This is a genomic window from Pseudomonas monachiensis, assembly GCF_047345015.1.
In the GTDB taxonomy this organism is placed as follows: Bacteria; Pseudomonadota; Gammaproteobacteria; order Pseudomonadales; family Pseudomonadaceae; genus Aquipseudomonas; species Aquipseudomonas monachiensis.
This window is the reverse complement of record NZ_CP178857.1, coordinates 2,107,331-2,133,076: the sequence shown is the minus strand read 5'-3', so window position 1 is coordinate 2,133,076 and position 25,746 is coordinate 2,107,331. Positions and strand designations below refer to the sequence as shown.

At 59.1% G+C, this 25,746-nt stretch carries 19 protein-coding genes; 11 read left to right on the top strand and 8 right to left on the bottom strand.

Annotation, left to right across the window (positions count from 1 at the left end; translation table 11 throughout):
- Positions 1–28 precede the first annotated feature (28 nt).
- A complete protein-coding gene (locus tag ACMDB8_RS09645; protein ID WP_409079121.1) occupies positions 29–1,297 on the top strand; it encodes an anaerobic sulfatase maturase in 1,269 nt (422 codons plus the stop codon).
- A 4-nt stretch (positions 1,298–1,301) separates the two neighbouring features.
- On the opposite strand, the gene ACMDB8_RS09640 is transcribed toward ACMDB8_RS09645, so the two are convergent.
- The 8 genes from ACMDB8_RS09640 to ACMDB8_RS09605 form a co-directional block, all read right to left on the bottom strand.
- Entirely contained in the window at positions 1,302–2,936 is a 1,635-nt protein-coding gene (locus ACMDB8_RS09640) for a 3-(methylthio)propionyl-CoA ligase (protein ID WP_409079122.1), read from the bottom strand.
- A 96-nt stretch (positions 2,937–3,032) separates the two neighbouring features.
- Entirely contained in the window at positions 3,033–5,468 is a 2,436-nt protein-coding gene (locus ACMDB8_RS09635) for an efflux RND transporter permease subunit (RefSeq protein ID WP_056723171.1), read from the bottom strand.
- A 38-nt stretch (positions 5,469–5,506) separates the two neighbouring features.
- The gene (locus ACMDB8_RS09630; protein ID WP_056723173.1) at positions 5,507–6,571 is read right to left on the bottom strand and encodes a WD40/YVTN/BNR-like repeat-containing protein; all 1,065 of its coding nucleotides are present in this window, start codon (positions 6,569–6,571) and stop codon (positions 5,507–5,509) included.
- A 76-nt stretch (positions 6,572–6,647) separates the two neighbouring features.
- Positions 6,648–8,009, bottom strand: a complete 1,362-nt coding sequence (locus tag ACMDB8_RS09625) for a DUF1329 domain-containing protein (protein ID WP_218543110.1) — start codon at positions 8,007–8,009, stop codon at positions 6,648–6,650.
- Positions 8,010–8,042: 33 nt separating this feature from the next.
- Positions 8,043–9,872 (bottom strand): DUF1302 domain-containing protein, encoded by a 1,830-nt coding sequence (locus ACMDB8_RS09620; protein ID WP_223541029.1) that lies wholly within the window; start codon positions 9,870–9,872, stop codon positions 8,043–8,045.
- A 68-nt stretch (positions 9,873–9,940) separates the two neighbouring features.
- The gene (locus tag ACMDB8_RS09615; RefSeq protein WP_056723178.1) at positions 9,941–11,104 is read right to left on the bottom strand and encodes a thiolase C-terminal domain-containing protein; all 1,164 of its coding nucleotides are present in this window, start codon (positions 11,102–11,104) and stop codon (positions 9,941–9,943) included.
- Between the two features lie 162 nt (positions 11,105–11,266).
- On the bottom strand, positions 11,267–13,933 hold the full coding sequence (locus ACMDB8_RS09610; RefSeq protein WP_223541028.1) for a LuxR C-terminal-related transcriptional regulator: 2,667 nt from the start codon (positions 13,931–13,933) through the stop codon (positions 11,267–11,269).
- 183 nt (positions 13,934–14,116) lie between these two features.
- Positions 14,117–14,971 (bottom strand): helix-turn-helix domain-containing protein, encoded by an 855-nt coding sequence (locus tag ACMDB8_RS09605; RefSeq protein ID WP_056723182.1) that lies wholly within the window; start codon positions 14,969–14,971, stop codon positions 14,117–14,119.
- 161 nt (positions 14,972–15,132) lie between these two features.
- Here ACMDB8_RS09605 and ACMDB8_RS09600 point away from each other — a divergent pair, with 161 nt between their 5' ends.
- The 10 genes from ACMDB8_RS09600 (at position 15,133) to ACMDB8_RS09555 (ending at position 25,736) form a co-directional block, all read left to right on the top strand.
- Positions 15,133–16,107, top strand: coding sequence for an NmrA family NAD(P)-binding protein (locus ACMDB8_RS09600; protein WP_056723183.1), 975 nt, complete (start codon positions 15,133–15,135; stop codon positions 16,105–16,107).
- Between the two features lie 61 nt (positions 16,108–16,168).
- Complete coding sequence (locus ACMDB8_RS09595; protein WP_156385736.1) at positions 16,169–17,449, top strand: acyl-CoA dehydrogenase family protein; 1,281 nt, start codon at positions 16,169–16,171, stop codon at positions 17,447–17,449.
- Positions 17,450–17,489: 40 nt separating this feature from the next.
- Positions 17,490–18,620, top strand: coding sequence for a saccharopine dehydrogenase family protein (locus ACMDB8_RS09590; RefSeq protein ID WP_409079123.1), 1,131 nt, complete (start codon positions 17,490–17,492; stop codon positions 18,618–18,620).
- Positions 18,621–18,641: 21 nt separating this feature from the next.
- Positions 18,642–20,198 (top strand): AMP-binding protein, encoded by a 1,557-nt coding sequence (locus ACMDB8_RS09585; protein ID WP_056723186.1) that lies wholly within the window; start codon positions 18,642–18,644, stop codon positions 20,196–20,198.
- 209 nt (positions 20,199–20,407) lie between these two features.
- Positions 20,408–21,646 (top strand): thiolase family protein, encoded by a 1,239-nt coding sequence (locus ACMDB8_RS09580; protein ID WP_056723188.1) that lies wholly within the window; start codon positions 20,408–20,410, stop codon positions 21,644–21,646.
- Positions 21,647–21,703: 57 nt separating this feature from the next.
- Positions 21,704–22,498, top strand: coding sequence for an SDR family NAD(P)-dependent oxidoreductase (locus ACMDB8_RS09575; RefSeq protein ID WP_056723190.1), 795 nt, complete (start codon positions 21,704–21,706; stop codon positions 22,496–22,498).
- A 64-nt stretch (positions 22,499–22,562) separates the two neighbouring features.
- Complete coding sequence (locus ACMDB8_RS09570; RefSeq protein ID WP_046028203.1) at positions 22,563–22,940, top strand: hypothetical protein; 378 nt, start codon at positions 22,563–22,565, stop codon at positions 22,938–22,940.
- A 522-nt stretch (positions 22,941–23,462) separates the two neighbouring features.
- A complete protein-coding gene (locus ACMDB8_RS09565) occupies positions 23,463–24,245 on the top strand; it encodes a transporter substrate-binding domain-containing protein (RefSeq protein WP_056723194.1) in 783 nt (260 codons plus the stop codon).
- 55 nt (positions 24,246–24,300) lie between these two features.
- On the top strand, positions 24,301–25,029 hold the full coding sequence (locus ACMDB8_RS09560) for an ABC transporter permease (protein ID WP_056723196.1): 729 nt from the start codon (positions 24,301–24,303) through the stop codon (positions 25,027–25,029).
- Complete coding sequence (locus ACMDB8_RS09555; RefSeq protein ID WP_056723198.1) at positions 25,026–25,736, top strand: ABC transporter permease; 711 nt, start codon at positions 25,026–25,028, stop codon at positions 25,734–25,736. Before ACMDB8_RS09560 ends, ACMDB8_RS09555 begins: the two co-directional genes overlap by 4 nt.
- Positions 25,737–25,746 lie beyond the last annotated feature (10 nt).

Here is a 25,746-nt window from a genome sequence, read left to right as displayed (position 1 = left end):
CAGACTGATGACTCCCGGACCCTGCCCCATGCCTACCCACGAAACCCCGCCCCAGGGCTTGCATCTCATGGCCAAACCCGTCGGGCCGATCTGCAACCTCGATTGCAGCTACTGTTTCTACCTCGAAAAAGAACAGCTTTACCCCCCTCGGGAACGCTTCAGCATGACCGACGAGGTACTGCGTCTGTATGTGCAGCGCTACATCGAGGCCCAGCCCACGCCTGAGGTCGAATTTACCTGGCAAGGCGGCGAACCGACGTTACTGGGGTTGGATTTTTTTCAACGAGCGGTCCTGTATCAACGCCAGTTCGCAGGGAACAAAGTCATTCGCAACACGCTGCAGACCAATGGCACGTTACTCAATGACGACTGGTGCGCGTTCCTCGCCCGTGAACGCTTCATGGTGGGGATCAGCCTCGATGGCCCGCGATTCGTTCACGACCTCTATCGCCCCGACAAGCGCGGACGCTCCAGTTTCGATGACGTGATGCACGGTCTCGAACTGCTCAAGCAGCATGGCGTCGACTTCAATGTGTTGGTTACCGTGGCGCGCGATGTCGCCAGATTTCCCTTGGAAATCTATCGATTCCTCAAGTCTGAGGGCGTTCGTCATATTCAGTTCAACCCCGTGGTGGAACGCAAGCCCAGCGCCTCACAGGTCAGTCTGGGTCTGCATTTCGCTATCCCGCCGGAATTGCGCTTGCACGTGGTGCCGGAGCCCGCGATGGTGACGGAGCAAACGGTCGCCCCCGAGGCCTATGGCGATTTTCTCATCACGATTTTTGACGAGTGGGTGCGCCAGGATGTCGGGGAGGTTCATGTCATGAACTTCGAATGGGCACTGGCCTCATGGTGCCAGCTGCCGGCCTCGGTGTGCCTGTTCAGCCCGCGCTGCGGCAAAGCGGCGATCGTGGAACACGATGGCAATGTCTACTCCTGCGATCACTACATGTATCCCGAGTATCTGCTGGGCAACCTGAAGACCGATGATCCTGCCGTGCTACTCGCCTCTGCTGCGCAACAAGCCTTTGGCGCCGCCAAGGAAGAGACACTGCCGACGTATTGCCAGCAGTGCGATTACCGCTTCGCCTGCCATGGCGAATGCCCGAAAAACCGCTTCATGAATGCGCCCAATGGCGAGCCGGGTCTGAACTACCTGTGTCCGAGCTACAAGAAATACTTTCGTCACCTGACGCCCTACATGAACGCCATGGCCCAACTGGTCAGCCACAACCAACCCGTGGCGTTGATCATGCAGGCCTTCGCCGGCCCGCTGATCGTGCCCCTGGATAAATAGCCTTTCAGCTCTGAAATCTGAAGTCGCGAAACTGTTCGCGAAGCTTCATCTTTTGCAATTTGCCGGTGGCGGTATGCGGCAGCGCTTCGACGAAGGCCACATCGTCCGGCAGCCACCATTTCGCCACGCGGCCTTGCAACACCGTCAGCAGATCGTCTTTGCTCGCGGTTCTACCAGGTTTGAGCACCACCACCAGCAACGGCCGCTCCTGCCATTTGGGATGAGGGATGCCAATCACCGCCGCTTCGGCGACGGCCGGATGACTGACAGCGGCATTTTCCAGATCAATCGAGGAAATCCACTCGCCACCCGACTTGATAACGTCCTTGGCGCGGTCGGTGATCTGCATGTAGCCGTCAGTGTCGATCGTTGCGATGTCACCGGTATCGAGCCAGCCCTCGCCATCAAGAATCTGCCCTCCTTCGCCGCCGTAATACTGGCTGGCGATCCATGGTCCCTTGACCAGTAGAAGACCGCTTGCCTTGCCGTCTCGCGGAAGTTCAGCGCCTTGCTCGTCGACAATCTTCATCGACACCCCAAACAACGCCCGCCCTTGTTTGGCCTGCAGGTCGAGCACTGCTTCCAGCGGAGCATCACGGTGTTTGGGCAGCGGATTGCAGATGGTGCCCAGCGGGGACATCTCGGTCATCCCCCAGGCATGCAAAACACGCGCATTGAAACGGGTTTCAAACGTATCGACCTGGCTGCGCGGCGCGGCGGCTCCGCCGATCACCACCCGGTTCAGGCACAGCTCTGTCGCCGGTTGCAAAGCCTGTGTCTCGACATGCTGTTGCAACATCATCCACACCGTCGGCACACCCAGCGCCAGGGTCACCTGTTCATCCCGCATCAGCGTGTAGAGGCTCTCGCCGTCAAGTGCGGCGCCCGGTAACACCAATTTTGCGCCACACATTGCGGCGGCATACGGCATACCCCAGGCATTGACGTGGAACATCGGCACGACCAACAACGCTGAATCCGCCGCCGATAGACCGAAACCATCCGAGGTACACAGCGCCAGCGAATGCAGGATCGAAGAACGGTGCGAATACAGCACACCCTTGGGATTGCCAGTGGTGCCCGAGGTGTAGCACATGGACGACGCCGTGCGCTCATCGAACTCAGGCCAGATGAAGTCATTGCTGTGCCCGGCGATCAGGTCTTCGTAGCACATCAAGCCAGGCACATCGATTGCCGGCATTTGCTCCCGCTCACACAGAGCGATGAACGCTTTGACTGTCTTCAGGCGCGGCGCGATCTGCTCGACCAACTCAGCGAACGACAGGTCGAAAAGCAGGTACTGATCCTCGGCGTGGTTGGCGATGAATTCGATCTGTTCGGGGAACAGCCGCGGGTTGATCGTATGCAGTACCGCGCCCATGCCCGACACACCGAAATACAATTCCATATGCCGGTAACCGTTCCAGGCCAGGGTGCCGATTCTGTCGCCAGGTTGTACACCCAACGCAACCAGCGCATTGGCCACTTGTTTAGCGCGTTCGCCGATGTCGGCGTAAGTGCAGTGATGCACCGCTCCATCTGCCATGCGCGAGGCAATTTCGGTGTGCGGATGCGCCTTCAGCGCATGTTCCAGAACGGAAGAAATCAACAGCGGTTGATCTTGCATCAAGCCCAGCATGGTTTTGTGTTCCTTTTATTCTTGTTTGATGTCGATGTTTCAGAAGCGGCAGAGACTCGCAGGTAGCCGAGCGGATAAAGCATGCAAGCAGCCGCTTCAAGGAGCACGACGGAGCAGGAAATACGACAGCGCCGGGATCAGCACCAAGGCGCCGACCATGTTCCAGATGAACATGAAGGTCAGCAGGATGCCCATGTCGGCCTGGAACTTGATCGGCGACCAGGCCCAGGTGATCACGCCCGCCGCCAGGGTGATGCCGACCAGCGCCACCACTTTGCCGGTGAACGCAACGGAGTTTTTGTAGGCTTCGGTCAACGACAGACCGGCACGCTGCTGAGCCAACTGAACACTGAGCAGGTACAGCGCGTAATCGACACCGATGCCGACACCCAAGGCAATCACCGGCAAGGTCGCGACCTTCACGCCCATGCCCAGCCAGACCATCAACGCCTCGCAGAGAATCGACGTCAGCATCAACGGCACGACCGCCACCACCACCGCTCGCCAGCTGCGGAAGGTGATGAAGCACAGCACGATCACCGCGCCATACACGTAGAACAACATGGTGCGATTGGCGTCGCGCACGACGATATTGGTCGCCGCTTCGATCCCGGCGCTACCGGCGGCGAGCATGAACTGCCGATCGTCGTTGCTGTGTTCACGGGCGAACTGATCGGCCACTTTGACCACGTGATCGAGGGTTTCGGCCTTGTGGTCGGAGAGATAAGCGATCACCGGCATCATCGAACAGTCACTGTCGAACAGTTCCGGGTTGTTCACCGAGGCCTGCTGCGCGCCGTAGTTGAGCACGTTCTGGTTGCGCGCTACGGTCAGCATTTTCGGGTTGCCTTCATAGGAACCCGCCGTGATCTGGCGCACAGCGTTGACCAGCGACACGGTAGTCTGCACGCCCGGTTGCTGTTGCAGCAGCCAGCCGAGACGATCGGCTTCCACCAGGGTTTCGTACTTCAGGCAACCTTCGCTGGCTGTTTTGACCATGACAGCAAACTGGTCGCTGGACAGCGAATAGTTGGCAGTGATGTAGGCGTTGTCGCGGTTGTAACGTGAGTCGGCGCGCAGTTCGGGTGCGCCCGGATCGAGATCACCAATCTTCAACTGCGTGCTGACCATGAAGCCACCTGCCGCCAGCAACCCGGCCACCACCACCGCCACCGTCGCCCAGCGACGCTCGGTAAAGCGGTCAAGCAGGCTCCACACATTGCCCAGCCCTTTTCCATTCACCTCCTGCCGTTCCTGACGCAGGCTGCGCGCCGCCGCCTTGGGACTGACACCCCAATAAGACAGCAGCACTGGCAGCAGCACCAGGTTGGTGAAGATCAGCACCGCCACGCCAATGCTGGCGGTGACGGCCAGGTCCTGGATCACCGGAATGTCGATCAGCATCAGTACCGCAAAACCCACGGCATCGGCCAGCAATGCGGTCAGTCCGGCCAGGAACAGACGGCGGAAGGTGTAACGCGCGGCGACCAACTGATGGGTACCGCGTCCGACGTCCTGCATGATCCCGTTCATTTTCTGCGCACCGTGGGATACCCCGATGGCGAATACCAGAAACGGCACCAGAATCGAAAACGGGTCGAGTGCATAACCGAACAAGGTGATCAGGCCCAGTTGCCAGACCACCGCAACCACCGAGCACAGAATCACCAGCGCGGTGCTGCGCACGCAACGGGTAAAGCCAAAGATGATGGCAGTAGCGATCAGCGCTGCGGCGCCGAAGTACATCATGATCAGCATCAGGCCATCGATCAGATCGCCCACCAGTTTGGCGAAACCGATCACGCGGATCTTGATCGGGCCTTTGCCCTCTTCACCGGCGAGGTGTACCGCACTACTGCCGGCAAACTCAAACTTGTTGCGTAGCTGCTCTTCAAGCATCCGCGAAAAATGGTGATAGTCGATTGCGGCGCCCGTGACCGGATCCTTCTCCAGCAGCGGCACCACAATCATGCTCGATTTGAAATTATTGCCGACAAGACTGCCGATGATGCCGGAACGGGCGATGTTCAAGCGCAGTTGCTCGACCCCACTGGCCGAGCCGTCGTAGGAGTCCGGCATGACCGGGCCACCACGGAAGCCCTCCTCCGTGACCTCGGTCCAGCGCACGGCAGGCGTCCACAATGACTTTATCCAGGCCCGGTCCACGCCCGGGGTCAGGAACAAGGTGTCATTAACCTGCTTGAGCACCTCCAGGTATTTCGGGTCGTAGATGTCGCCGTCGGTGTTTTCCACCACCACCCGAACCGTATTGCCCAGCCCGCGTAACGCCTGACGATTCTCAAGGTAGTTTTTGATGTACGGCTGACTCTGCGGAATCATCTTTTCGAAGCTGGCATTGAGCGTCAGCCCAGTGGCCGCGAAATAGCTCAGCAATACCGTCACGATCAGGCAGGTCAGCACCACCAGCAGGCGGTTGTTGAAAATCAGGCGTTCAAGGACATTGCCGGAGCGTGCATCGAAGCCCTTCAGCTCTCGGATCACCGGCATCGTATCGAGGTTGTAGTTACCCATGAAGTGGCTCGTCTCTTTTTATTATGTGGGATGTGGGCTCATTCGAAGGGCAACTGGCGCAAGCCCCGTGCGCCCGCGACCACCACGACGTCTGATGCGATGGCCTGCGCCGCAGCGGCGGGCCCCAGGCGGTCTTGTGGCTTTAGCGTGAAACTGGCGCCGTCGTCGGTGCTGACAAGCACATGCCCGGCCTGGCTGACCAGGATGATTCGGCCGTCGGCGGTGATCGTGCTCGCGGTGATGCTTGAGGACAGCCCCACTTCAACCTTGTCCCAGTTCACGCCGTGATCGACGCTGCGATAAACATTGCCCCGCAGGCCATAAACGAGCACCGAGCCCGGCTTGCCGGTGATGCCGAAATAGCTGCCGCCGTAGGGCGTCGGGAGGTTGATGAAGCGTTGCGTTGCCGGGTCCAGTTTCAATACCAGGCCTTGTTCGCCGACAATGAACAGGTCATCGCCGATTGCTCGTATCCCGTAGAAATTCAGTGCTCCCGGATTGTCGGTGCGATCCATCAACGGAACCCAGTTTCGGCCGCCGTCTTCAGTGCGGAAAATCAGATTGAACGCGCCGACGATATATCCGGTTTTATCATTGGCGAACCAAACGTCCAGAAAAGGTTTGTCAGCCCCTTCATCGACCATTCGTTGAGCCTCGGCCAATAACGCATCATTGGGCTGTTGCCCTTCTTGCTTCTGAAAATGTTCGAGCATGATCTGCCCCACCTGACGGCCATCGAGCTGACGCTTCCAGGTTTCACCCCTGTTGTCGCTGTGCAACACAATGCCATCGTGCCCGACCGCCCACCCCTGCGTCGGGCTCGGAAAATGCACGGCCACCAGATCGGAACTCACCGGCACTTCTGCCTGGTGCCAGCGGACGCCGTTGTCATCGGAATAAAAAATATGGCCGCGTTGGCCCACGGCGACCAGGCGCTGACCTGCACGGGTCAACCCGGTAAACACCCCGCCAATCGCCTTGTCACTCTGAATCGCGGGGCTCGACAGCACGTCGACAAAGTCAGCGGCGACGACGGATCTGGTGAATGGGGCAGCCAACGCCAAAATTAGCGCAGTGAGCGCAATCCATCTAAATGTATTCATGAGGTCTACTCGGCAAAAAAGCCGCCGAACAGTGCGATACACACTGTCGGCGACAAGAAAACACCTGCGTTATGGCTCAGCGAATACCCGTGCCGGCCAATGACTCAGGTGCCCATTGCGCTTTCGAAAGCGGGTCGATGTACTTGACGCCGCCGTACGGCCCGTAGATGCCGGTGATGTTGTAGCTGCCAGAGACCAGGTCATAAATCATGTGGTTATCAGAGTTCGGCGCCTGCACGTCATAGCTGTATGCCATGTGTGCAAAGGACCCGCGGTACAGCTTGCCGCTGGCGTCATATTCATCCGAAGCCAGGGCGATCCAGCTGTCTTCGTCGAGGTAGAAGGTGCGCTTGCTGTAGATGTGGCGTTTGCCCGGTTTCAGCGTGGCTTCGACTACCCACACGCGGTGCAACTCCCAGCGCATCAGGTCCGGATTGACGTGATGCGGCGTGGTGATATCCGCAGCGACCTTGTGATAGTTCAACTTGTACGTGTTGTAAGGAACGATCATTTCCTTCTTGCCGACGAGTTTGAAGTCGTAACGGTCCATTGCGCCGTTGAATACCCAGGCATCGTCATAGGTCGAAGCGCCGGCCGAGCCAGGGTTTGGCGTGTCGTAGGCGATATCCGGTGCGAGTTTCACGCGGCGCTGACCTGGCAGGTATTGCCAGCCACGACGCTCCATTTTCAGAGGGTTGACGGCATCCTGCACCAGGATGGCTTCGCCTGCGCGACGGGCCGGGGCCTGGTAGTAGAGTTTGGTCTTGAAGAACAGATCCGTTTCTTTCGCCGGGTCCATACGCTTGGGATCGTACAGCGGGTATTCCAGATAGGCATTACCGGACGTGGCCAGAATTGCCCTCCCGGAACTGTCGACGTTCCAGGAGTCATATTTCAAATTGGTGGCATACCCCTGATACCGCAGCAAGTGGTTCCACATGGCCTCATAGCCATCTTTCGGGATCGGGAACGGAACGCCCGGCAACGCGTTCTCCAGTGCTACCCCGCCTTCGAGTGTTTTAGTGCCGACGGCGTTTTTTGCGGTGTTATCCAGCAACCGTTGAGGCAGCGCAACGCTGCGATGAGTCGGAAACACATCGACCCGGAACGTCGGGTAACGCTTGAGCAGTTCTTGCGTGGTTGCGGTCAGTTTGTCGGTGTATTGACTGACGTTTTTGCCATCGACGACAACGCGTGGCTTGTCGGCCTCATAAGGGTCCGGACGGAACGAACTACCCGGTTGAAAACTGGCCGGCGCCGTGGTGAGACCGCCGGTGTAGGGCGGAATGGTGTTGTCGGCATTGCCGGTCTTTTCAGCGCCGACGCCTGTCAGGCTGTTGCCGAGTCTGGCTGCTTCATCGGGGGACACGGCTGCGTGTGCCGCACCCGCGATGGCAACGGTCAAGGCAGTGAACAAAAGCGTATTGACGAACTTCATGGAGTGACTCCTGCTATCAAGCAAAGACTTCGATCAAATGGTCGTTTTGAAGGTCAAAGTGACCATGCCCCGATCCTTGAGCTGAGGCTGAGTACCGCCGAAAGCAGTGGTCTGCCCCGGTACGCAGTTGTATTGGCCGTTGGCCCCAGGTGCGGCACCCTCGCCCTGTACACCTGCACCACCGGCTGAGCCGCAGGTGTCGAACGGACCAAAGTTGTCCACGTACTTCAGGTCAAACCGGTACTGGTTGTGCACGTCCATGCCAACGCCCACCGAGTAACTGCCGGAGTCCTTGTTACCCCCGAGCTGAACCGACGAGTTGCCCGCAAGGCCGACGCTGTAGTTGGCCGGCAGGTACATATCGATGCCGGGGAACACCTGATACCAGGTCGGGTTGAAGTTGACGCCCAGGACGTAGTTGTCCTTGGTGACCTTGTCGACACCGCGATACCAGTCTTCGCCTTTGAACAGCTGCTTGTTCTCGGTGACGTCCAGCCAGCGGCTGTAGGCGACTTCAACCAGCAAGGTCGAACTGTCCCAGACCGGTGTCGCACCGAAAGTGGTCAAGCCGTTGAGCACCGCGTGCACGGTGTTGCCCCGGGCCACGCCGTTATCACCATCAAAGCTGCTGATGAAGCCAGGCAAACCGGCAGCACCGGCTACCGGATTGACCGTTGCCGGCACGCTGGCCAGCGGCATGTTGTGGCGATAGTTCAGGTCGAAACCGACGCTGACACCTTCGATGCTTTTCGACAGGCTGATACCGTAGATATCGATGTCGTCGACATAGAACTGGTTGTAGCTGCCGGCATTGCCGGAGATCAGTTGCGCAGGGCCGACCGCCGTTGGCTGCAACACCAGGTTGGGCAGAATGTCGGAGGTTTTGCGGTAGTAGAAACCCAGCGTACCCTGCAGCCATTCCGGGCTCCACTTGGCCATCAGGCCAAAGTCACCCTGGTTGTCCGGGGTAAACGTATGCCCGTTGGACAGCCGTAAAAACTGGTTGGCACCCAGTGGGCCAGGTGTGCCGAACAGCGGGTTTCGGCCGCCGATCAACGACAGGTTGTGCCCGCCATTTTGAATGCCGTCGTTGAACCCCAGATAAGTGCCCGACTCCGGCAACCGCGCGGCGTCCCAGTCCAGGAAGTACTGCGCGGCGAGGGTCAGTTCCGGGTTGACCGTGAGGCTGGTGGACAACTGATTACGCGGAATGAACAGTTCTTTGGCTTCTGTTCCCGGGACCGCCAGCGACTTGGAAATATCCAGACCGGACTGGCCATAACTATTGCTATGGGCAAAGGCGAGGATGCTTTCACCCCAGTAAACGGTGTGCTTGCCGAGCTTGCCGCTGAGCAGTGACTCATCGCCGACTTCCGTGCTGCCAAACACGAAGGCATCAAGGATTTCCGAAGAAGGACCGTTGTAATACCGATCGGCGTAACCGCTTTGATGACGAGAGTCCGGCTTACCGTTGTTGAGCTGATTGGTCGAGGCGTTATCGCTGCCAATATCGTCGTAGGCGTGGTCGTACCAGGTGTTGGCGCTGACACGGAAACCGACTTTTTCTTTGTAAACCACGTCCAGTTCGGTCAGCACATCCAGTCGTTGAGAAACGGGACTGCCGGAGGAGAAGTTGCGATCCCCGTCATTGTTGTTCCACGAATTGGCCAACTTGCTGTTGGGGGCTTCCACGCGCTGGGCGTAGTTGAACTTCAGCGTGTTGTCGAAGCGAACCGCAAAGTCTTCATTCCCCGTGTTGATCTCCACAGCCCCTACGGGCGCGATGCCCAGGCCGGTGAGAATGGCGGAGGCCAACAACCCTTTGCGAAGGTTTGCATGGCAGATCTTATTATTTTTGTTCATCTAGCTTGCCACCTGCTCTATGGTTTACGAAAAGTCATGGGTTGAATCACGGCGTAGTGAGCCTCCTCTCAGGTGCGCTGCAAAAGGGTGACCGACACCGCCCGGCCCAGGGCGGTGCTATGTTGTAAAGCCGTGCGGGCACCAGCAATTTGCCTGCCGTCGGCCACGCCGCGCAGTTGCCAGACCAACTCGACCAGTTGCGCCAACCCGGTGGCACCCGGGGCGTGACCACGTCCCAGCAAGCCACCCGATGGGCACACCGCATTCATCTGTCCTTTCAGGCGGTGTCCTTGCTGCACGAATCGATCGATCTCGTCCTCCCGGCAAAAGCCCAGCGCGGCGCTATTGACCATGAAGTCGCCGACGCTTTGGTCGTGCAGTTCAACCACGTCGATGTCTTCCGCACCGAGGCCCGCCTGCTGATAGGCCAACTGCGCGACTCGCCGGGTGGTCGCCTGTCCGAGCACATCCAGCACGCAACCCGTTTCCTGCTCTGAAGCGCTGTCACTGCCCCTGACACTGGCCAACACGGTGACGTCCGCCCGAGCGCCGAAACGCAGGGCGAAGGCCGGGGTACAGAGCAGGATGGCCGCCGCACCGCAGGCGGGCGGGCACAGATAAGGCGGGAGCCAGCCGTCGCGATCCGGCACTCGGTTCAACACGGCGTAGGGATTGCGCCCGGCCTGGGCCCGTGCCCGCTCAAGCACTTGATCGAAGCTGCTTTGAGCAATGCCCATGCGTGTCAATAACCAACTGGTTTGGGCCGCGAACAGCAGCGCCGGTTGTTGTCGACGCTCGATAAAGCCGATGGGGTTCTCATCCTGCCTGAGCGTTGCCGACTCATCGCGAGCGAGATCTTTCAAACCGAAAAACTCACGATTGGAGATGTGTGCCGGCATGCACTCGACACCCACCAACAGGACACATTCAGCCTGGCCGCACAGCAGGCTATTGCGGGCCAGATGGAAAGCACTACTGGCCGACGCACAGCCATCGCCGAGGCTGAAAGTCGGCACCCCCGAGTAGCCAATCTGCGACAACATTTGCTCGGCGATACCGGCTTCTGCGTGTACGCAGGAAGTAAACACCTGGTCGACCAGGTCATAGTCGATCCGCGCATCGGCCAGCGCTGCACGAATAGCTTGCCCCGCCAATGCCGCATGACTGTCAGAGCCACCCAGCGGTAGAAACGGCACCATTGCTGCACCGGCGATCAGCACTTTTACAGACATAAACCTGCTCCCACTCACCGATACGTTGGTGCTTTTGTGGATTCAGACTATTGCGAAGTCGAAAAGCGTACCCCCCCATTGACTGGGGGGGTGGCTGGAAATCGGATTAGGGGGGGAGTTAAAGGATGATCCGAACGGATCACCTCGGGTGGTGAGTTCGCATCAGCTCGCTGTCTCGAGAATTCCCAGCATGTATGCGCGCGCGACTACATGCTGTCTTGTGCCGGCCTGGAATTTTCCAAACAGGTTTTTCAGGTGCCACTTCACGGTTTCCTCGCCGACATTCAGCGCCAGGGCGATTTGCTTGTTGGACAGGTTGCGAGCCAATAGCTGCAACACCTCGCGCTCCTTGGGCGTCAAGAGACGACTCGGGGACACGCTCAAGGGGGTGGATTCCGGTCGCGGAACAGGTGCGGGCGTAGAGGTCGCCGCAAGCAAATTGACGGTATCACGCTGGAGCGTCTGCTTCCATTTGATCAGGTCCGGATGGGTGTCCTGCACCACGCGTAACATACCGTTTTCTTGCGCGAGGCTGACAGCCTCCAGCAAATAGTCGGTGCCGCCCTGTCCGGTCGCCCGAAGTGCCAGCGCCCTGAGCAGCTTGATCTGCACGATGTCTCGCCCACGACGCAGGTATTCGGCTGTTTCGCCAACCCTGTCCAGCACCGCCAGCATCGCCTCCCAGTCACGTTGGGCCAGTAAGGCATAAGCGTTGGCTACCCCGGCCAGCAAGTCCAGCTCCGGACCCAGCAACCCTGCTCGCTCACGGGCAATAACCGGCGTGAAACTGTCCAGCCGGCGCCATAATGCCTGACAGGTATCGCTGCGTCCCTGCAAGGCATGCAGGCGTATTTGCTCTCCCAGGGAGGCAATGCAGAATCGTGGAATATTTCGCTCTTCTCCAAGGGCGAATAACGCCTCGAGCAGATCCTGCCCGCGATGCCCCTGCCCCTGAAGTGAGGCCAGTCGAGAGGCGGCGAGGAAACCCTGCACAATCGCATCGGGAGAGGCCAATCGCTCAACGATATCCAGCCTGTTCGCCAGCACCGTAGCGGTCTCCTGGACTTCCCCCTGTTCCAGCAACACCGTCGCCAGAGCGCTCGCTAACATGACCGCCACCGGACTGCGCCGACCGATGTCCCGTTCGGCATGCAACAGGCTGTCGTGCAACGCAGTACGCGCCGACACCATTCGACCCTCGTATAAATAGGCAAGACCGACCACCCACTCGCCATACCCGCGTATGGCATCAAGGCCAGTACTAGCCGCGTAACGCGGTGCTCGCTGAAGGATTCGTCGGGCTTTCTCCGGTTGTCCCTGCAACAGCGTCAGCCGGGCGATCTGGCTCGCGACAATCGCTTGCACCTTGATCGAGAATGAAGGCAATCGATCGACCCAAGGCATGATGAGTTCATGCGATTGATCCGGATGGTCCGCAAAGTAGGCGGCGGCGGCGGCGATGGCGGCCGCTTCACAACGTGTCGCCTCGTCGGCGGACGGATGCTGTTTAATGGCAGCAATCAATTGCGCGGCTTCTGCCTGACGCTCTCCCATGGCTAAAGTCCAGGCCGCCGCCAGGCAGATGCGCGGATGCGACAACACGTCAGCGGGACCAAGCTCCTCGACCCACTCCAGCACCCGACTGAACTGCCCTTGCAACATGACTTCGTACAGGCAATTGCCGATCAACGTATAGGCCGGTTGGGGCATGCCGGCCAACAGATATTGCCGGGCGGCCTGCTCCAGGAAACCGTGGTGCTCCAGCCACACAGCACCGCGCCGGTGATAACCCTGACGTTCCTCCAACGGCAAGTCGGCAAAACGACCGAGCAGAAATTCCCGCGCCAATGGATGGATGCGCACCCAGTCACTGTCGATGCTTTCAACAAAAATCGGTGTCGAGGCACATAACTCCTTCAGCAACTCACCCGAGCAAGCGTTGCCCGTCAGCGCCTCGCATAACAAGGGCTGGACCATTTCCAACACTGCAATGCCGGTCAGAAAGCGAACCTGCTCCTCCCGAAGATGTGCGAGTAAACTGTCGACGAAATAACGCTGGATATCACCCAGGCAAGTCGACAACTCTTCGACTGCCGCACTCCGATTCGGGCTCTTCTCCAACGCCGAAATCGCTAATTGCAGACCAAGCGGCCAGCCTTCGGTTATCTCGTGCAGTCGCACGCAGAGGTCGGCATCAACCCTTGTGCCGAAACGGTCATTGAGGATGGCGATCGCCTCTTCCACATTCAGTCGTAAAGCCGCAGTCATGATCGTCGTGAAAAGCCCTCTTGCCGCGAGGTCCGCCACCTGCAGATTCAACCGTGTGCGAGAGGCCATGATGATGCGCAAATTGGCCGGCGCGTTGTGCAGCAGGTACGTCAGGGAGTAACGGATCGTCAGCTCGGGCAGGGTATCCACTTCATCCAGAATCAATACGGTTTCGCTACCCAGATCGGCCACTTCCGCCAACCACTGCGTCAGCCCTTCCTGTTCGTCACGCCCCAGTCCCGCAATAGGTTCGAATGCGCGGGCAAACGATGGCCGACCGCTGCCAATTGCCATGGCAACTCCCAGCCCCTGGACAAAACGCGCACCATCATCCTGTGCATCCAGCGTCATCCAGGCCACCACGGCGCCGTGAGACAAACATTCACGACGCCATTGGGTCAGCAGAAAGGTTTTGCCGAAGCCTGCCGGCGCTTGAACGGCGATCACCACTTTGTCTGTCAGTTCCTGGGTCTGGATACCCAGGCGGTTTCGCATCCGTGCTGATTTCTGACTACGCGGCGGTGTGGTTTTGAGGATCAGTTGGGGTTCTATGCAATCCATTTCTTTCAGACCCTGGTGGTTGATAGACGCCTACCCAAGGAGCGTCTGAAGGTCGCTGGATACAGTTCCAAACGGTCGAACACTACCATGGAATGGTCCGGTGGTTTGAACCCCGGTGCAATCCAACGCAAGCCGCTTGCGTACTTTCGGTGCCGTGACCTGCTCGCCACGCAAAAGAATCCGCTACCTTCCAGCCAGGGCTCTGTATTCGGCCGGTGTACTGGCGTGCGCAACCTTGAACGCTGCCGTCAGGTGGCTCTGAGAACTGAAACCACACTCCAGTGCCACATGCAAAATAGGTAGATCGGTCTGCATGAGCAAATCACGTGCATGTTCCAGTCGTACATTCATCACATAGCGATGGGGCGGCATACCCATGGCGCGCTGAAACAGCCGTCGGAAATGAGCCGGGCTGACACCCGCCTGGCCAGCCAGCGTGCTGATCGACAGTTCCTGCCCCAGATGCTCGCGAATGAAGACCAGTACCGTATGCAGGCGCGCCAGATGAATATGCGGCGGATAAATACCTCTGCTCGCGTCAACTCGTAGCGCACGATACACCTGCTCAAGCATGACCATGGCCAATCTTGCCATGAACCCCTGATCAGCCCCTTTCCCAAGACTTAGCTCATCCATCAATTGCCGGGCCGCCGCGCTCACCAAACCATCACTGACGGGCAATGGCGCCTGCGCGCCAGCGCATAGCTCACGCAATTGTCGAAACACGCCATCAGTGCGCTCGGGCAGATAAAAAACCGCGAAATCAATGCTGCCGGAATAGTGCCATTGAGTGGCACAACCTGCAGGCAGCAGCATTGACAAGCGGGGCATCGATGTTGAGCGCAACTCGCCCCCTGCCCCCTCATCCGCCCGCGAGCCACCGAACTGGGTCAGCAGGGCCATGAAGTCAACGGGCGGGACGGATAAATCAGTCGTATGCAGGAAATAGCGCTCCGCATACAAGGGGATTTCACTGCACACCAGGCCGCCCAGCAAGGGCAATCCCAGTGTTTCATGGACCTGTTGCTGCGGATTCATGGGCATCTCGGGATGAGCATATTTTGACAAATATGACCGCTTTTCAGGTGAGTTGTCGATGTCGGGAAGAACAATAATCGGCCAAATATTCCGCCACTCGCCTTAATGCGAGGCGGGCACAACCGCTCGCCCGCATAACTGATCACAGCCAGGAGAACAGCGTGAGCAAGAAGACCGTCACTGTATTCGGCGCCACCGGGACTGCGGGCATCGCCTGCGTCAATGAGTTCATTCGCCAGGGCCTGGTCAATATCAATGTACTGGCGCGCCGCTCCGGCCAGATGGAACGCTCATCGTCGGGCATCAGCAAGAGTGAGGCGCAAAAACAGCTGCAGTACGCCGAATGGGCGCGTCAGGGCGTGACCATCAAGGAGGTCGACGTCACCATTGCCGAAGCGCTGGTCCCGGCGCTGCGCGGCACCGACTACCTGGTGTCCTGCGTCCCCCTCTACGCCACCGAATCGCAGATGCCGCTGATCTTTGCCGCCAAGGAAGCCGGGGTCGAACGCTTCGTGCCATCCGAGTACGGCGCGATCTACGAGTTCGAGCAGTTCTGGCAGACCGACACCACGCACCGCTTGATGGCCCGGCAGAAGGCGTTCATCCGGCGCATGATCGAATTGGCCGGCATGGACTACACCATCATTCCGGCTGGTGCCTGGATCGAGTACTACATGCTCGAGCCGGTGATGGTGATGGGCGATCCCGACGCCAGGCTGTCCTGGTCGACCGGCGCGGATGTCGGTCGCATCATTCCGCATGTGCTGGCCCACCCGGCCTCGCGCAATGCGATCTGTCCAGTCGCGGCCACGGCCTGGTGTTCGTGGAACGAGCTACTGGCCGCGCGCGAACAAGCCATGGGGCGCCCGATCGAGCGTAACGAGTTGACGCCCGAGCAGTGGCGCGCAGCCTACGCGGCTTCCCGTCCCGGTGCCATCCAGACCCTGCTGGCGATCGGCGTCGCCATGGTCGATACCCCAGCGGGCATGTCGCTGTGCGGCCACTGGAACAAGACCTTCCTCCCCGAGTTCAAGGGGACGCCGTTGCAAGAACTGTTCGTCGACACCGTAGAGCCTTTCGTCGAGGCCACGCGCGCCACGCTGATCGCCGCCGGCGAACTGCCGGCCGACGCCTGACGCGTCTCGAAAACCAGAGTGCAGGCCATAAGAAAAACCGAGTGATATGACGAGGCCCATCATGAAACTAAGCAACCGGATCAACCTGCCTGACATTTCAATAACCGGCTTTGAAACGCCCCTGAACGAGGTCGAGCGCGGCATCCAGGACAGCGTGCATCGCTTTGCCAGGGATTTCATGCGTCCCCTCGGCCAGGAACTCGACAAGATGACCGCAGAGCAGGTGGTCGCCCCCGGCTCGCCGTACTACAGCCTGTTCAGCGAAGCCGCCAAGTTGGGCCTGAGTTCCGATCTGCTGGCCGAACTGCCGCCGGAAACGGCTGTACGCGTCGAGTCTATGATCGGCGAGGAAATGGGCTGGGGCGATGCCGGCCTGGCGGTTTCCCTGGGCGTCAGCACCTTCCCGAACGAGATGGCCAAAGCCTTAGGGAACCAAGAGCTGATCGATCTGAGTGCCGGGAAAATCGGCTGCTGGATGATTACCCATCCGGACAAGGGCACTGACGCCGGCGCCTTCGACATGCAGCGCGACTGGGTGCCGGGGCAGTTGGGCAACAAGGGCAATCTCTTCGCCAAGGTCGGCGAGCACGAGATCGTCATCAACGGCCAGTGCTCGGCCTGGGTGTCCAACGGCGCGGTGGCCCAGGTGGCTCTGGCCTACATGACCGCCGACTATGGCAACGGCTTCTACGATGCCAATGGCTTGCCCTATGGCATCTCCGTCATCGTGCCCCTGGACTTGCCCGGTGTCAGCAAGGGCAAGCCGCTGGAGAAGATCGGCCAACGCGCGCTGCCGCAGGGCGAGGTGTATTTCGACAACGTGCGGATTCCCAAGCGCTTCGCCGTGGCCTTGCAGGACGAGTACTACGGCAACGTCGCTTCGACCTGGTCGTTCGCCGGCACCCACATGGCGCAATGGTTCACCGGCGTGGCACGTTCCGCCTTCGAACTGGCCCTCGCCTACTGCCATGAGCGCAAGCAGGGTGGCCAACTGCTGATCAACCACCAACTTACCCGCTACCGCATCGGCGACATGATGCGTCGTGTCGAGCTTTGCCGGGCTGTCGCCCGCCGCTCCCTGGCCTATGCGCGCCTGTCCCCGCAGGGGCACCCCTGTGCCACGGCTTCCAGCAAGGTCACCGTGACCGAAGAGGCCATGCGCGTAGTCAGCGATGCCTTGCAGCTGTTTGGTGGCAACGGCCTGACCCGCGAGTACCCCATGGAGAAGTTGTTCCGCGATGCCCGCGCCGCGCTGATCGAGGACGGCGAGAACATGATGCTCACCACCCGCCTTGGGTTCCTTGTCCAGGAGCTCTACGAAGACGGCTGGCCCCAGTACTGATCCAAAACCCGACTGACAATAAACTTTGGAGATAATAGAAATGGCTAAATTCCCCGTAGTTGTCTATGGCGCCAGTGGCTACACCGGCATGCTCACCATGGACTGGCTGATCGACCAGAACATCCCCTTCACCGCTGTGGCGCGCGATGCCAAGCGCGCGCAGGAAATGATGGCGCAACGTGTGGTACGCCTGGAGTCCGCGACCTATGAAATCATCGAGGCCGAGCACAACGTCGAGTCGCTGAGCGCCGCCTTCAAGGGAGCCAAAGTGGTCTGCAACACCGTTGGCCCCTTCGTCAACTTCGGTCTGACCACCGTCGAGGCCGCGCTCAAGGCCGGCTGCCACCACATAGATACCACCGGCGAGCAAAGCTACGTCCGTCAGGTTCGCGAGCAATTTGGCGAGCTCTATCGTCAGGCTGGCCTGCTGGTTTCGCCATCGCTGTCCTACATGTTCAGCTTCTCCGAGATCGCCGCCGAACTGGCGCTGGAAACCCCCGGCATCGACGTGCTGGAAACCGCCGCCCTGTGCCGCGGCCCGCGTGATGTCGCCGGGGTCAGCCTGGGCTCGGCGGCCTCGATTTTCGAATTGTTCCACCGGGAGCAGTTCTACCTGTGGGAAAACAAGCTGGTGCAGCACCCCGCCACCGCTTCGTTCAACATTGTCGACCCCAACTTCATGCAGCCGGTTTTCTGCCTGCCTTGGGGGGGAACCTCGCTGCCAATTTACTTCGAGCATGATCCGCGCGTGCGCGCCTGCACCTCCGCGGTCGGTTTCTACGACAACAATGTGATGCCAATGGTGCATGGCCTGAGCCAGAAGTGGGAAGCGGAATACAAGCACTTGTCCAAGGAGCAGCAGGACACGGTGGTGAAGAGCCTGGTAGAGGCCACCACGCCGAGCATGCCGCCCCGCGAACGCACCACCTTGCAACGCAGCGTCGACATCGCTATCGGCCGCGGTCACCTGTCCGCCGTGCGCGCTACCGTGCATGGCGTCACACCCTATATTTCCACCGGTGCCCTACAGGCCGCGGCGGCGATCAGGCTGCTCGACGACGACACCAACAAGGTCGGCTTCGCTTCCGGTTCCAAGGCTTTTGGACACCGCTATCTGCTCGGTTTCCTGGAGGAGCGCGGCCTGGCCCGTGCCACCGTTACCAAACTCTGATTACCGGCACAGGAACCATTTATGGCCATCATCGATTTTTACGATCGCGGCTGGGGCATCAACCCAGCCGGGGTCGCCTACATCCAGGGCGAGCGCTCTTACACCTTCAACGAAATCGGCGAGCTCTCGTGTCGCATCGCCAACAAGTTGCTCGCACTGGGCTTGCCGAAGGAAACCAAGGGTGCCGTCTGGTCAGGTAACGACGTCACCGCCTGGGCCTGCACACTGGGTCTATGGCGCGCCAACATGACCTGGATTCCAGTCAATGCGCGCAATTCCAGCGAAGAGAATCACTACCTCCTCGACGCATTCGACTGCGAGGTGATGTTCTACCAGAACGATTTCGCGCAAATCATCGCCGAGCTACGGTCCAGGCTGCCTAAGATCAAACACTGGATCTGTATCGATGCCGACGCTGTCGATGCACCTTCATTGGAGCTATGGAGTGCCGGCCAGCCGGCGAGCCGTCCCGAAGTCGCTTATGACATGGACGACGTGGTGGCGGTCTCACCCACTGGTGGCACTACGGGCACGCCAAAGGGCGTGATGAACACCCACCGCAGCGTGCAGACGTTCATCGCCCACTTCATGCTGACCTGTGCTTATCGCAATGGTGAAAAGCCGGTGAATATGGCCGCCGCACCGATGACCCACACTGCCGGCCTGTTGTCCGTACCCTGCACGGCGCAAGGTGGCACTGTAGTGGTCATTACCAAACCCGATCCGGCATTGATGTTGAACGCCATTGCGCAGCACAGGGTCAGCGAGCTCTTTCTGCCGCCAACGGTGATCTACAGGCTGTTGGAAATTCCCGGCATCGAGAAGCTGGACTTCTCCTCGGTGAAGTACCTGATGTACGGCGCGGCTCCCATGTCGGTAGACAAGCTGAAGAAAGCTATCGAGATTTTCGGCCCGGTCATGACCGGCGGCTATGGTCAGACCGAAGCACCGGCCAGCATCGCCAACTTTCGTCCTGACGAGCATCTGGTGGACGGCCAATTCGCCGACGACGAACGCCTGTCCTCGGTCGGCCGCCCTAACCCGCTGGTCCGCGTCGAAGTGATGAGCGATACCCACCAGATCCTGCCGCGCGGTGAAACCGGTGAAATATGCGTGCGCGGCGACCTGATCATGAAGGGTTACTACAAGCAGCCGGAGAAGACCGCCGAGACCATCGTCGACGGTTGGCTGCATACCGGCGACATCGGCCATATCGATGCCGAAGGCTATCTGCACCTCACCGATCGCAAAAAGGACATGATCATTTCCGGCGGTTTCAACGTCTATCCCAGCCAGGTCGAGCAAGTGCTGTGGGGACATCCGGCGGTTCAGGACTGTGCCGTGATTGGCGTGCCCGATGAAAAATGGGGCGAGGCCGTCAAGGCCGTGGTCGAGCTCAACCCAGGCCAGGAAACCACCGAGCAGGAGCTTATCGAGCTGTGCAAAGCCAGGCTGGGCAGCGTGATGGCACCGAAGTCGGTCGACTTCACGACCAGCCTGCCACGTAGTCCGGTGGGCAAGGTGCTGAAAAAAGAACTGCGTCAGCCGTATTGGAAAAACTCGGCCCGCAAGATCTGACACAACCGCGGATCTCAGGCCCGTCGAACGACCCGATCGGGAAAAAAATCGAGTCGATTTCAACCTCGGCCTGCACGTGGCCGAGATACGCCTGCCTGAACCTGGTAACGACCAGCAACTTCAGTAAGCCGCTGCCCAGGCGCACCCAACGTCAACCACGCCGTGGGGTGCGAACTGGACACTGACCCACTGAATATAAGGAATTTTCAATGAGCAATATCTATATCGCCGGCATCGCCATGACCGTCTTCGGTCGCCACATCGAACGCAGCCTCGACGACTTGGCACGCGAGGCTTTCCAGGGCGCATTGAAGGACGCCCACTGCACTGCCGCCGATCTCGATATCGCGTTTTATGCCGGCATGACCAATGGCCCATTGCAAGGCCAGCTCTCGATCCCGGGTCAGGTCGTGTTCAGCAAGATCGGTATTGAAGGCATTCCTATCTATAACATCGAGAATGCCTGCGCTTCGGGTAGCTCAGCCTTCAATTTGGCCGTGCAAAGTCTCAAGGCCGGTACAGCCAGTATCGCGCTGGCGTTGGGTGCGGAAAAGATGAACATCCCGGATAAACTGAAGGCCCTCTCGCTGTTCGAGGCTGGTTGGGACGTATCTCGCGCCGAAGAGAATTATCAGACGCTGGTAAAAATGGGCGAAGGTGTAGTGCCGCCCGCCGGGTCGGAATCGGACAAGCCTTACAGTAAGTTCATGGCCATCTATGCCGCATTGTGCCGCCAGCATATGAAAACCTACGGCACCACGCAGCGGCAGATCGCAGCGGTGTCGGCAAAAAACCACACTCACTCGGTCCATAACCCCTACTCGCAATTTCGCAAAGCCTTCGGTATCGACGAAATCCTTGCCGCCCCTCCGATCACTTATCCGCTCACCCTGCCAATGTGCGCGCCGCTGTCGGACGGTGCAGCAGCAGCCATCCTGTGCACCGAGGAAGGACTCGCACGCATCGGTGCCGACAGAAGCCGCTGCATCAAGATAGCGGCCAGCGTCATCCGTAGCTTCAGCCATCGCCGGCTCGATCAGCCGGAACTGAACGTCGGTCACCTGGCAGCTAACCAGGCCTATGAACAGGCGGGCCTGGGGCCGCAAGACATGCATGTCGCCGAAGTCCATGACGCCTCGGCGATGGGCGAAATCATTCAGGTCGAAAACCTGGGCCTGGTCCCGTTCGGTCAGGGCGGACCTGCGGCTGAACGTGGCGAATTCACGCTGGGCGGGCGCATCCCGGTCAATACCTCAGGTGGCCTGGAATCGAAAGGCCATCCACTCGGCGCTACCGGGATCGGACAACTCTACGAACTTGTGACGCAACTGCGCGGAGAGGCTGGCGCACGCCAGGTATATGGCGCACGCCATGCAATCCAGGAGAACGGCGGCGGTTTGCAGGGTATCGAGGAGGCAGCCGTCGCGATCCACATTCTCAGCAAATAGTTCTTGTCAGAAAAATTTGTAGTGGCCAAACCAATCAAAACAAGAAGGATAAAAAACATGTTCCAAAACAAAGTAGTCGTCATCACCGGCGCAGGATCAGGCATTGGTCGGGAGTTGGCTATCCAGATGGTGGAAGCTGGCGCACATGTCGCCCTGTCGGACATCAACCAGGTGGGTCTCGACAAAACCATGAAGCTATTGCCTGACGCCAGCAAAGCGAAAGGTTACCTCCTGGACGTATCGTCCTGGGATGCCTTCCAGGCTCATGCCGACGAGGTAAAGCGAGATTTTGGCACGGCGCACTTCGTCATCAATAACGCAGGTGCCGCAGTCATCGGGACAGTTGCCAACACCTCCATCGATGAGTACGAGTGGCAACTCGGTATCAACCTGTGGGGCGTGCTGTACGGTACCAAAGCGTTCCTGCCGATGATGCAGGCCCAGCGAGAAGGCTGCATCGTCAACATTTCCAGCGTATTTGGCCTGGTGGGTTTCCCGATGCAAAGCGCTTACAACATGTCGAAGTTCGCCGTACGGGGTCTCACCGAAGCGCTTTGGTCGGAACTTGAGGACAGCGGCGTGCGCGCCGTGTGTGTGCACCCCGGAGGAATTCGAACCAATATCGAGAAGTCCGGACGACGTTGTAAGGCCGCCGGCAAAACAGAAGAAAGGTTCACGGCACTGGCAGACAAGATGCTGCTGACGCCAGCGGCGGATTGTGCCAGCGACATCATCAAGGGGCTGCGCAAAGGAACCAAGCGCATTATCACAGGGAACAAGTCGAGCACCTTGTTCTGGATAAGCAGGCTGTTCCCCAATAGCTATCCGGCATTACTCAAGCTGCTTGGCTGAGGCCCGGAAGTTACAAGATGTCTCAGCGCGACGCGAAGCGTCACCACCTCTCAGGAACAATTCCATGACCGACAGTTATACCCGCAAGCTGTTTATTTCTGCCGCTTGTTTCAACGTACTCGCGGGTCTTCCATTACTTGTGGCTCTGCGACCCGTAGCTGCACTGTTGGGGCTGCAAATTACCCCCACCTCAACCCTCTTCATTCAACTCACCACGTGCCTGGTTATCATATTCGGCTGGGCCTATTGGATGATCGCTCGCGATCCGCTGCAGTATCGTCCCTATATCCTGCTCGGGATTATCCTGAAAGTACTGTTTGTTGTGGTGGTCTATGGTCACTGGCTGGCGGGCAGCATCCCCTGGCCATTGCCAGTAGCGGCATCGGGTGACATCGTCTATGCATTACTGTTCTGGCGTTATTTCCAGCGCGCTGAGCGTTGAACTTCGTCGTGCTGACCGTCGGTGCTGCTGGAGCATCAAGGATTGAGCCAGGAAAATTCGAACGCACCCAGCAACCAGGCCGGCCGGTAGGCCGCCTCGGTTGCTGTTGCGGGACACGCCCCTCGTGAGGCCGGGCGGCGTTCCGTTTTTACAAGTGACCCGCCGTAAGGGCGCAGCCCTGAGCGGCGGTTACCGCAGCAACGGATATGTACACCTTCAAAAATCCACACTGCCTGAAAATCAACGTCCTTGATCTCACACTTTGTTACCCCATACCCCAGCCGGGTGTAAAAAACTGCTTTGGTAACAGCCTCGCAGGCGGCCTCCCGCCCTGCACTCACTTGCCTGAAAAGCCCAGCCCAGAGCGCTGTACGCGCTTTCTCAAACGCCCACTGCGCGAATTGGCCGGGTGATTGCATATGCTTGTCTGTACAAGTATCTGCGTGTGCATAAGACATCTTGCCAAACAGTCAATATGCTTTTGCGTCACAAGCGCTTCCGATGGTCCCTGGGAATAAAATAATGAAAAAAGCATTTCTCACCCTTTCTGCATTAGCTTTGTGTGTGGCTGCCGGTTCTGCGCTGGCCAAGGAGTACAAAGAGTTGCGCTTTGGCGTCGACCCCTCTTATGCGCCATTCGAATCCAAGGCCGCCGATGGCAGCCTGGTGGGCTTCGATATCGACCTGGGTAACGCGATCTGCGCAGAGCTGAAGGTCAAGTGCAAGTGGGTCGAAAGCGACTTCGACGGCATGATTCCCGGCCTCAAGGCCAACAAGTTCGACGGCGTGATCTCTTCCATGACCGCCACGCCAGCGCGCGAGAAAGTTATCGATTTCTCAAACGAGCTGTTCTCTGGCCCGACCGCGCTGGTATTCAAGAAAGGCGTGGTCATCGGCACCGATCAGGCCTCCCTCAAGGGCAAGAAAGTCGGCTACGAGCAAGGCACCATCCAGGAAGCCTACGCCAAGGCCGTGCTGGACAAGGCCGGGGTAGAGACCCAAGCCTACGCCAACCAGGACCAGGTGTACGCTGACCTGGTCTCCGGACGCCTCGATGCCTCAATCCAGGACATGCTGCAAGCCGAACTGGGCTTCCTGAAGTCGCCGCCAGGCGCCGACTTCCAAGTCAGCGCGCCGATCGAAAGCCCCCTGCTGCCAGCCAAAACCGCCGTGGGTCTCAGCAAAGGCAACGCCGAACTCCAGGCATTGCTGAACAAAGGTATCCAGGCACTGCACGACAATGGCACCTATGCGGCCGTCCAGCAGAAGCACTTTGGCGATCTGAATCTCTACAGCGGCAAATAATGACCCTGCGCCCATTTTCGGATGGGCACTTTTCTGATTGACGTAGGGCTGCTCAATGCTAGAAAACCTATTGCAGATTCTTGGGCTGTCAGGCTTCAGCCTCAAGGGCTTCGGCCCGCTGTTGCTACAAGGCTCCTGGATGACTGTCAAATTATCCTTTCTGTGCTTGTTGGTAAGCGTTGGCCTGGGCCTGATCGGCGCCAGCGCCAAGCTTTCGAAATCAGCGCTGCTGCGCGTCCCTGCGCAGGCCTACACCACGCTGATCCGCGGGGTGCCGGACCTGGTGCTGATGCTGCTGATCTTCTATAGCCTGCAAACCTGGCTGACCTCGTTTACCGATTTCATGGAATGGGAATACATCGAAATCAATCCCTTTAGCGCCGGGGTCATTACCCTGGGATTCATCTACGGGGCTTATTTCACCGAAACCTTCCGTGGCGCCATCCTTGCCGTACCGCGAGGGCAGATGGAAGCGGCTACCGCCTACGGCCTGACCCGCGCTCAGCGCTTTCGCCTGGTGGTGTTCCCGCAAATGATGCGTTTTGCCCTGCCGGGGATCAGTAACAACTGGATGGTGATCCTCAAGGCCACGGCGCTGGTGTCAATCATTGGCCTGGCCGACCTGGTCAAGGTGGCCCAGGATGCGGGCAAGAGCTCCTATCAGCTGTTCTTCTTCCTGATTCTGGCCGCCTTGATCTATCTGGTGATAACCACCGTTTCGAACTACGTCTTGCGCCGGATGGAAATCTTCTACGCCGCAGGTACCCGGGAGGCCGTGCGATGATCGAACTTCTACAGGAGTACTGGAAACCTTTCCTGTTCCAGGACGGCAATCACATCACCGGGCTGGCCATGACCCTCTGGCTGCTGAGCGCCTCGATCTTCTTCGGCTTCGTGATGTCGATCCCGCTGTCGATTGCCCGGGTCTCGGACAATGTCTGGGTGCGCTGGCCGGTGCAGTTCTACACCTATCTGTTTCGGGGTACTCCACTCTATATTCAGCTGCTGATCTGTTACACCGGCATTTACAGCCTGGCCGCGGTGCGTGCCCAGCCCGTGCTGGATGCGTTCTTTCGCGATGCGATGAACTGCACCATCCTGGCCTTCGCCCTGAACACCTGCGCCTACACCACGGAGATCTTCGCCGGGGCCATTCGCAGCATGAACCACGGCGAAGTCGAAGCGGCCAAAGCCTACGGCCTGACCGGCTGGAAGCTGTACACCTACGTGATCATGCCGTCAGCCTTGCGTCGTTCGCTGCCTTACTACAGCAACGAAGTGATCCTGATGCTGCACTCGACCACCGTGGCCTTCACCGCGACCATTCCGGACATCCTGAAAGTCGCGCGGGACGCCAACTCGGCGACCTTCCTGACCTTCCAGTCGTTCGGCATCGCCGCGTTGATCTACCTGGCAGTCACTTTTGCGCTGGTCGGCCTGTTCCGCCTGGCTGAACGCCGTTGGTTGTCTTTCCTCGGCCCGGCTCACTAATTCAGGATGC